Here is a 9698-nt window from a genome sequence, read left to right as displayed (position 1 = left end):
ATACCACCTATCTGGAGTGCATACCTATCGCTGACATCATTGGCGATACCGCAATGCAGTTGCGGTGAGCAGTTACGGACGGTCTTATAAAGAAATTGCAGCCAGCACTGAATATGAATATGATTATATCAAAGATGCTGGTGCTAAACTATGGAAACTACTTTCAAAAGCACTAGAAGAAAAAGTTAAAAAAGATAATCTTAAATCTGTATTAAAGCGATACTTACGGCGGAGTCAAGTGAACTTACAGCGAAATCTGACAATAGAAGTTAACCTCAGCGGTGCTAATCTCAGCGGCGCTAACTTAAGTGGAGCTAGATTATTCGCAAACTTAAATGAAGCTGATTATGGTCAAGCTGATTTGGATAAAACAATAAATGCTGATAGTGAAACTGAATTATCTGGCTCAGAAAACGAAATTAACTGGAATGGTTTTCGCCTTCACTCCGACGCACAAGTGAAAATTGCCGAAATACTCGATCGCACTTCCACTCTCTTCATCCCCAACTCCCAACTGCGACTGACAACACCCGCCGGCCGACAAAACCAAGAAGCTGACTTTCTGATTTTCCACCAAAACAAGTTAGGGATACTGAAAATTGACAGTGGATCATCCCATCCAAACGCAACAGAAGATGAAATGTGCCAGCTTTTCATAGATTCTGGCATCAGTCTTGTCAAACATTACGATGCTACCCGATGCAGCGAACAGCCGGATCTAGTTGTGCAAGAGTTTTTGGAAAATTTGAGTCACGTACAAGCCTAATAAGGTGTTTTTTATTTAAACTGTGATACAAACATTACCTTGGCTTTTGATATTTTCTCACTTCAACAATTAACACTACTTCATTTCAGAGTCGATGTAATAAATAGTATAGCTCTTCAATTAATTTAAACGGTCGGCGGAAAATTTTACACTAATTCACGGAAATAATTTTGAATTATACCGTATTTAAAAGCACAATAGCTTATTTGAATTTCATTGAAAATTAAAGCAAAGAGTCATCTGTTGTGAATTCCTTTTTCTCTTTCTTCCTCTGTGTCCTCTGCGTCCTCTGCGGTTACTTTCAAAAGTATAAATTTAACCGCAGATATACACAGATGAAGGCAGATTGAGATTGTCTGTTAACGCATAAAACAAAGCGAAGCAATCTTCAGCCCCTGCGATTGCTTCTTACTAATTATCCACGATCAATTCTCCTTTCCCCTCAATCACTTCTCCGATCGCGAACGCACCAATTCCCTGAGATTCAAACCATTTAACAGCCTGTTCTACTTCCCTGGAATCGAGCAACAGCACAAACCCAATCCCCATATTAAAAGTATTGAACATATCTGCTGTGGCAACTTGGCCCGCTTCAGCAATCCACTGGAAAATTGGCAAATTTTGCCAGCTATTGCTGTCAATTCTGACAGATTGATTAACTCCCAAACAGCGGGGCAAATTTTCCGGCAAACCGCCGCCCGTAATGTGAGCCATACCGTGAATTTCTAGACCGTTATTAATTGCTTCGAGGACTGGTTTAACATAAATTTTAGTCGGAGTTAGCAGCACTTCTCCTAAAGTTTGGCCACCTAAATTTTTGGGTTGGGAATTCCAATCAAAACCTAAATCGCCCGCAATTTTTCTCACCAAACTAAAACCGTTGCTGTGAACGCCCGAACTCGCCAGCCCCACAGCTACATCTCCCACCTGCACCCGCGAACCGTCCAACAATTTGCTCTTTTCGACAATTCCCACACAAAACCCCGCCAAATCGTACTCACCCGCTTGGTAAAAACCGGGCATTTCTGCCGTTTCCCCTCCGAGCAAAGCACAGCCCGCTTGCTTGCAACCGTCAGCAATGCCGGCTACCACCGCAGCTAATTGTTCGGGATTTAACTTTCCCGTCGCTAAATAATCGAGAAAAAAGAGGGGTTCGGCCCCGGATGTCAGCACGTCGTTGACGCACATCGCTACCAAGTCGATACCTACGGTGTCGTGCCGATCGAGATTGTGGGCCAATTTCAACTTAGTCCCAACGCCGTCAGTACCCGAAACCATCACCGGCTCTTTTAAACCCTCTGGGACGCTGAAAAAACCGCTAAACCCGCCGAATCCGCCCAAAACTCCCGATCGGTGCGTGCTCTTGACCATATTCCCGATGCGCGAGACAAAAGCTCTGCCCGCCTCAACATCCACACCTGCTTCTCGATAATCCATAAGTCTGCCAAATCGATTTCCAGTTTTTAGTTTATGCCCATAACAGTTGACAAACAGCTTTTTTCACACTAGCCATTCGGCAGCCCACAAAAGACAATAAATTTTTGTAAATTTTTGTAAATTTTTCTGGAATAACTGAAACGGCTGTAAGCACTGGAACTAAAGGATTTTATGATAGAGGGTTTTGAGAAAATTTGATGAAGATTTGGTGAAAATCGCGATCGCAGCGATCCCCAACCACAAAAGTTTGTGGTAGTCTGTTGCAGTTCGTGAACAAAACACAAATTGCGGATCGAGTATGAGTTGTCAAGTGTCAGGGAAGTTTCCGCCAATTTTTTTTGGGGCGGAAGCATTAAAGCAAAAACGCACCGCGATACTTTACTTTGACTCACGGGGGAATGGCGAAGGGCAAGAGAGAAATCCTTGACGCCCGCCGCCAAATGACCAATCCTCCAATCTCGGTTGGCAATGGCTATTCACAAAAATGGACGTATGAAGGAAAAATTTGTTGGTGGTCTACTCGCTGTCCTGTTAGTTCCTGTGGTAGGAACGGCATCCTCTTGTCACGCACAAGCAACAGGTGCCGACAACCAAAACTCTCAGGTTTCCGAGCAAGTAATTGCCACCCAACCGTCCCAGCAGTTAAACGCTACTCGGGTCGAAGCGCAAAAAGTCGGACAGTATCAGTATCAAGCAAGAGCTGAAATTGCCCGAGACTCGATCGCCAAAATTCAGCCCCACGACTTAGGGGGGCGACAAGCAGCGACAGTCTACGTGCGAAACATTCCAGTCATCACCTTTCTGAACGCGAATCCGGAAACAAATACGGCTTTGGGAGAAACTGGCAACAGCCAAGCCGGTGCTAGCAGTCCGTCAAAAGTAACCGGCGCCAGAGAAAATCCCAAAGTCGGAAATATTGCCAACAAATCCAGCAACCAAGAACCCGATCCAGTTTGGCGGGCATCAAGCTTAGCAGCAAGACTCAATCAGCTAGCCCGCAACAACATCGATCCCAACAGCATTACCGTTAAGTGGGAAAAAGGCGATCGCTACATTATCCAGGCAAACGGTGAGGACTTGGTAAACATCAACGCCGAAACCATCCTCCCCGACACCACCAGCGACTTTAGCCGAGACGCTCTTCAAGCAACCAATCGCCTCCGCCGGCTTCTGGGCAACGCCCCACCCCTGGAAGAAGTCGCAGGCAAACCCCAACCAGAACCCGCGGTGCTGTCTATGGGCCCAGTTCAAGTGCGCCTCAGCGGCTGGGCTTCCTGGTACGGCCCGGGATTTGACGGCAACCTCAGCGCCAGCGGCGAGCGTTTCAATCAAAATGATTTGACCGCAGCCCACCGCCACTTGCCCTTCGGAACTAGAGTCATGGTGAGAAACCTCGACAACGGCCGCACCGTAGTCGTCCGCATTAACGACCGCGGCCCCTATGTGGGCGATCGGCTCATTGACTTGTCCGCCGGCGCCGCCAGCGTACTGGGAATGATGAGCAGTGGCGTTGCCAGAGTGGAAATCGAAGTGATCGAACCGCAACAGCAAACAACAGTTGAACGCTGAACGGTAGTGTAAGGCAGAATACAAAAGTTATCCGAACTTTAGAAAGCAGAAAGTAGAATAAAACTGACATCTTCCACCATTCTTTGTGGAAGAGGCATTTTACCTGTTCTTGAGGATGGTGCAAGATGTCAAGTCGAACAAATTCTGACAAATAAACTCTGTATTCTGCCGAATGCCTTCAGGAGATTCTACCGGTGCGCCTGTTTACTACCATTGCAGCACTTCGCTGCTACTTAAATTTACAAAAATCTGCTGCACCTCATTTGACAGTCGGTTTGGTGCCGACGATGGGAGCTTTGCACGCAGGGCATCTGAGCTTGATCCAGCGGGCAAGGCAAGAAAATGCGATCGCCCTGGTCAGCATTTTTGTCAACCCGCTGCAATTTGGGCCGACAGAAGATTTTCAAGATTATCCTCGGAATTTCGAGCAAGATCGGCTGTTGTGCGAACAAGCTGGGGTTGACGCCATATTTGCTCCCTCAGCAACGGAAATGTTCGGCCATCAAGCAGTCGGCACAGAAACAAAGCAAACCGCCGAAAAACAGATAGAGATTCACCTTTCCTCCTTAACTCAAGTAGTCCCGCCACCGGCGATGACATCGGTTTTGTGCGGCAAAGCAAGGCCCGGTCATTTTCAGGGCGTCGCGGCAATTGTTACTAAACTTTTGAGTTTGGTGCAGCCGACAAAAGCTTATTTCGGTCAAAAAGACGCCCAGCAGCTAGCAATTATTCGGAAGCTGGTCTTGGATTTTAACTTGCCTGTAGAGATTGTCGCTTGTCCGATCGTCCGCGAAGAGTCGGGACTGGCAATGAGTTCTCGCAATCAGTATTTAACAGCAGAGCAAAAACAGCAAGCCTCCGTACTCTACCGCGCGCTGCAACAAGCCTCGGAAACTTTTGCTTCAGGCGACCGCACCGCAGTGACCGCACTCGCTGCCGCCCGCGCAGCAGTCGCAGCAGAACCTGCAGTCAAGCTCGAATACGCCGAACTCGTCGATCCCGACACTTTGACGCCCTTGCAGCTTGTGGAAACAGCGGGACTTTTAGCCGTGGCCGCCAGAGTTGGCTCTACTCGTTTGATTGACAATATAATTCTCAGAAATCGTCGGCCCATTGTGGCGATCGACGGCCCGGCGGGAGCAGGCAAATCTACCGTAACTCGCTTTGCCGCAACTGCTTTGAACTTGTTTTATCTGGATACCGGTGCGATGTATCGGGCGCTGACTTGGCTGGCATTGAAAACAGACACGCCAATTTCCGACGAATGCGCGATCGCTGAATTAATCAGTTCCAGTTATTTGGAATACAATCTCGATCCCGCATCAAAGATGTTGAAGATTAACGGCGAAGACGTAACCGAGGCAATTCGCAGTTTGGAAGTCACATCCCGCGTCTCGCAAATGGCGGCAATTCCGGCCGTGCGGCAGTTTCTGGTGGAGGAACAGCGGCGCTGCGGCACAAAAGGCGGGATTATAGCAGAAGGCCGCGATATCGGCACTAACGTCTTTCCCGATGCGGAACTGAAGATTTTTTTGACGGCTTCGGTACAAGAGCGATCGCGCAGGCGGCTGTTAGAACTTAAAGATACCGATCGGGCTAATATTAGCTTGGTCCAATTGGAACAAGACATCGCCCTGCGGGACGAAAAGGACAGCACCCGCGCGGTTGCACCTTTGCGTAAAGCGGCCGATGCTGTGGAAATTCAAACAGACAATCTGACTGTTGCCGAAGTTATCGATCGGATTGTCGGCTTGTACAAAGAGAGAATCGGCCCTAAAAGTTAATTTTACGACCCTGGGGGCGCGCGATCGCCCTCATATCAAATCGGGTTAAACTCACATCTGGCACCATTCTGGCTTAACAGGCTTTCGGGTCTATCCCACAAAGACTAAATTTTCTTGTGGCGTGGGATCTTCTAGCCCGCCCTTGAAAGGCTTATTAACAATAGTGCAACATCTCACGTTAAACCAACTTGCAGTGTTAGGTAGGGACGCGGGCCGATGCGGGCTGAGTCCCTAAGAATATCGTGCGATGAATCCGACTTGAGCGCCGTCCCCCTCGCTGGGTAAAAAGTTCAACCATCCGGCGTTTTCATGGGTTAGGGGATTTCTGGCGCACAAATCTTAAATTTTTTTATCCGGACGGACTTCCCCACGATCGGTTATTTCCAGTAGCATTTTTACTGACTGTCCAATTTAAGATTATCCTCTTAAGTGGATTAACTTGATATCAACATAAAATCTCAAATTAACTGTGCAAGGTGTGAAGGAGAGAAGGACGTGACAAAATTGAAACTGCTGTGGAGGCGGCGAAAAACTTTCATCGTTGCTTTTATGGCAGCCACAGGAAGTTTTTTGCTGGGTGTGACATGGCCGATTAACTTGCGGGCCAGTCAGCCATTGCAACCGATTCAGGCGCAAGTCTTGGCCGTATCCCAGTCGCAAGAACAACCGCCGATGTCCAATATTAATAAGTTCTCCGAGGCGATCGCCCGTCGAGTTGAATTTTCCCAAAATGCTCTAGCCCAATTGCAAGCAATCCGATTTCAATCAACCGTACCGTCACAGTTTCAAGGTACAACCATTAGTCACGCGAAACTCGACTCCCAGCACAAGGCGATCGCCCTGACATTTGACGACGGCCCCTGGCCGAAAACAACTACACAAATCTTAGATATTCTCAAGGAAAATAATATTAAGGCTACATTCTTCTGGGTAGGAAGATACCTGAAAAATTCTCCCGAAATTGGCAAACAGGTCGCAGCAGCCGGTCACGCGATCGGCAATCACACCTGGAACCATGAATACCTTCAGTATAACGAAGACGGTGCCGCTCGCGAGATCGATCGCACTTCAGCCTTAATTGAGGACTTGACCGGCATCCAAACATCGATGTTCCGACCGCCAGGAGGCATTTTAAACAATGGATTGACAGCTTACGCTCAAAAGAAAAATTATGCAGTTGTGATGTGGTCTGCTGATTCTTTTGATTGGCGCACTCTTACCGAATCTTTGATGGACAACGTGATGAGGCAGGCAAATTCCGGTGGCATTGTGCTGATGCACGACGGCGGCGGCAATCGAGCAAGAACTGTAAAAGCTTTACCTGATATTATTGCTCGATTGAGAAAGGAAGGGTACATTTTCGTAACAGTTCCCGAGTTATTGCAGATGCAAGAACAAGAGTCAAAACAGCAGGAAACAGCACAAAAGTAACAATTTGGAAAAGTGGGACTTTACACCATTTTTCCATTTTTTGTATGTCGTTAAATTAATTCTGTTAGGGTCGAATGACAAGTCGCCTTGTCATCCTCCCTTTCAATTAGAGTCGATGCCTGTGTTACCACAGGACACCTCTCCTTCAGAACGCGGACGTGCAGCTTTCACTGCATCCGGCTCCTAGTCTGACACCTAATAAGTCGGGTTTAACCCGCTGTTCGGACTCTCACCTGACCATGAACGGTCTGATGCTGGTGACATTCACGATGTAGAACTTCCAAATTTAGAGGTTTGTCGGGTGAGGGTCGAGAGTCACCTCTGTCCCCTCCCCTAAGAACGCAGCATGAGAGTTTCCAACTCACTGCGCTCAAGCCTTACTTCAAGCGAGATTTGACTTGGGTTTTATGTACCTGCTTGTGGCACGGGCTGTGCAGGTGCTGAAGATTTTCCGTGTCGTCCGTTCCACCTTCAGTAACAGGCACTATATGATGGGTTTCGATTTCCTCTCTGTTGAATAGTGCTTCGCCACATTTAGGACATTTCCAGCCTTGGTTTTCTGCTATCGTATAAAGTTTAGTACCTTTATTGAAACGGGTTTTCCCAAGCTTCTGGTGGCGTTTATCCCAATACTCTTTTAACGAGGGGTCATCTGGGCTAGCGTCACCTTTGACTTTTATATGGCGCTCTATGGGGGTGTAGGCGATTTGGTATAGAGCAAGTTCTTTGTCCTTACCTCGTCTGTCGCTTGTGGTACAAGCAAAAACCCATTGATTACCCTTAGTAGTCTGGAAGTAACGCTTACGAACCCATCTTTTGCTCTTGTTGGGATGTCTACGCTTCGCCCAACGCCAAAGGTATTGCCATATCCTGTGAGAGATATATCCAAAGGTTTCTTTGCTTACCACTCCTTTGTAGTAGTTAGCAAAACCCCTGAGAATTGGATTGAACCTCTTTATTAGGACTTCCTGTTCTACGCTACTTAGGCTTTTTATCTCCTCTCCCAAGCGTTTACAGAAGGCTAAAACCTTCTTTTTAGATGGCTTGATGAGAAGTTTACCGTTGTAGTGTCGGGAGTTGAACCCCAAGAAGTCGAAGCCATCTTCCATTGACGTGATTACCGTCTTCTCAGTGCTAAGTTCAAGACCTCGTTTTGACATCCATGTTTGAATCAGGTTCTGGGCAATTTCGAGACTTTCTCGGTCTCTCGCCGTAACGATGAAATCGTCGGCGTATCGCACCACGCCAAACTTGGGATTGGTGGCTTTTATGTAGGTTTCTAAGCCATGCAAGCCAATGTTGGCAAGTAACGGTGATATTACGCCGCCCTGTGGTGTGCCTTGTTCCGTGGGATTAAGTTTTCCTTGGAACACAAAACCCGCTTTTAACCATCCTTTGATAAGCTCACGTTTGGGAAAATTAGCCATCATGGACAGGATGGATTCATGGGCGATGTTGTCAAAGAATCCCTTGATATCAGCTTCTAGAACCCACTTGTCTCTGCCATTTTGCACCCTTATAAAGCATTGAGCTATGGCATCATGACAGCTTCTACCCGGTCGAAATCCATACGAGTGTTGCTCGAAAACGGCTTCCCATTCGGGTTCTAGCGAATTCTTTACTATTGCCTGTTCGATTCTGTCGCGCACGGTCGGGATGCCGAGCGGTCGTTTTTTTCCGTTGGGTTTTGGTATTTCCACCCTCCGGGTTGGTTTGAGGTTTCCCCCATCCCAGTTGTTTACCAGAATCACTCGCTGCTGAGGGGTATTGACCACTTCTCGGTCGATTCCTGCCGTAGCCTTGCCTTGATTGGTTTGGGTGATACGTCGCACAGACAATAGTAAATTTGCGTAGCTTCTTTGCATCAATTTCTGCAAGTTTCGTAACCTGCGGAAGTTACCAAGTTTTCTCGCACGAAAGATTCTCTGACGTAGGTTTCTAACGAGCTTGTTAATCTTACGCCAGTTAATCTGGTTCCAGTCTTCAAGCTGTCTCTTCAGTCCGTTTGTTGTCAATGATGACACCATCTAACTTGTCCTCAGATTTGATTCCTTTGTTAGGTTGTACTTTCGTATAAGACCCAGAGGAAGTCTGCTATTCCTTTCGGTCAGGGGTAATATTTCAACCCTTATCCAATCCATTACAGGCTGGCATTTGCTTTTTCCTCCCTCCTTTACCCTCCAGAGAGTTCCTTCTTTGTTACCTCAGACCTACTAAGAGTAATCGACCTCTCTTAGACTCTGTAGGGTTTACCCTGTTGTATCGTCTAGTTTTTCAATCTCCGTTAGGCGCTATCTATACTGCGGTGGAAGTTATGTTCACACAATTTATGAAAACTGGAGTCATAAATCCAATCCACTTACCTTTTGGTTAGAGCCTATCAGCCTTATTTGGCTCTTTCCACGTAACGCAGTTTAAGCGATAGTTCACTTACGTTCACCGTAGGAGATTACCCTCTTGCACCTGACCAGCTTAGGCTGCTAGCTTTGGTTACTTTAGTGGTCTGCATTCCGACTGTTTCGTTACCTACTTGGTCGTGACCGGACTCGCTTTGAGTCTTTTACTTGAGGGTAGCGGGTGTGAATCCGCTAGGGGAGAAGGCTCCCCGTTCTAAACGACCAGTTCAGGTCGCGCCCAATTGTTATGGTTGCCGTCGATATGGTGTAGTTCTGCAATATCACCTGACATGAACGATAGATTACATTCTGTAC

At 47.2% G+C, this 9698-nt stretch carries 6 protein-coding genes; 4 read left to right on the top strand and 2 right to left on the bottom strand.

Annotation, left to right across the window (positions count from 1 at the left end):
- Window positions 1–238: 238 nt before the first annotated feature.
- Window positions 239–766 carry a pentapeptide repeat-containing protein gene (locus QUA33_RS26660; RefSeq protein WP_333152592.1) on the top strand — a complete coding sequence of 176 codons (528 nt, stop codon included), beginning with the start codon at window positions 239–241 and terminating at the stop codon, window positions 764–766.
- A gap of 411 nt (window positions 767–1177) precedes the next feature.
- Here QUA33_RS26660 and purM read toward each other — a convergent pair whose 3' ends face one another.
- Window positions 1178–2203 carry a phosphoribosylformylglycinamidine cyclo-ligase gene (gene purM / locus QUA33_RS26655; protein WP_333152590.1) on the bottom strand — a complete coding sequence of 342 codons (1026 nt, stop codon included), beginning with the start codon at window positions 2201–2203 and terminating at the stop codon, window positions 1178–1180.
- Between the two features lie 492 nt (window positions 2204–2695).
- On the opposite strand from purM, the gene QUA33_RS26650 reads away from it, so the two are divergent.
- The 3 genes from QUA33_RS26650 (at window position 2696) to QUA33_RS26640 (ending at window position 6987) form a co-directional block, all read left to right on the top strand.
- On the top strand, window positions 2696–3772 hold the full coding sequence (locus QUA33_RS26650) for a septal ring lytic transglycosylase RlpA family protein (RefSeq protein ID WP_333152588.1): 1077 nt from the start codon (window positions 2696–2698) through the stop codon (window positions 3770–3772).
- 194 nt (window positions 3773–3966) lie between these two features.
- A complete protein-coding gene (locus tag QUA33_RS26645) occupies window positions 3967–5556 on the top strand; it encodes a bifunctional pantoate--beta-alanine ligase/(d)CMP kinase (RefSeq protein WP_333152586.1) in 1590 nt (529 codons plus the stop codon).
- 495 nt (window positions 5557–6051) lie between these two features.
- Window positions 6052–6987 carry a polysaccharide deacetylase family protein gene (locus QUA33_RS26640; protein ID WP_333152584.1) on the top strand — a complete coding sequence of 312 codons (936 nt, stop codon included), beginning with the start codon at window positions 6052–6054 and terminating at the stop codon, window positions 6985–6987.
- A gap of 377 nt (window positions 6988–7364) precedes the next feature.
- Here the strand turns inward: QUA33_RS26640 and ltrA are convergent, their stop codons facing one another.
- On the bottom strand, window positions 7365–9014 hold the full coding sequence (gene ltrA / locus QUA33_RS26635; protein WP_333152582.1) for a group II intron reverse transcriptase/maturase: 1650 nt from the start codon (window positions 9012–9014) through the stop codon (window positions 7365–7367).
- Window positions 9015–9698 lie beyond the last annotated feature (684 nt).

The organism is Microcoleus sp. Pol14D4 (assembly GCF_036701245.1).
Classification (GTDB): domain Bacteria; phylum Cyanobacteriota; class Cyanobacteriia; order Cyanobacteriales; family Microcoleaceae; genus Microcoleus.
This window is presented reverse-complemented; position numbering and strand designations above follow the sequence as displayed.

Bases quoted from the DNA above. Each gene is read 5' to 3' on its own strand.
- purM (WP_333152590.1), bottom strand. From the start codon at position 2,203: ATGGATTATCGAGAAGCAGGTGTGGATGTTGAGGCGGGCAGAGCTTTT.
- QUA33_RS26650 (WP_333152588.1), top strand. From the start codon at position 2,696: ATGAAGGAAAAATTTGTTGGTGGTCTACTCGCTGTCCTGTTAGTTCCT.
- ltrA (WP_333152582.1), bottom strand. From the start codon at position 9,014: ATGGTGTCATCATTGACAACAAACGGACTGAAGAGACAGCTTGAAGAC.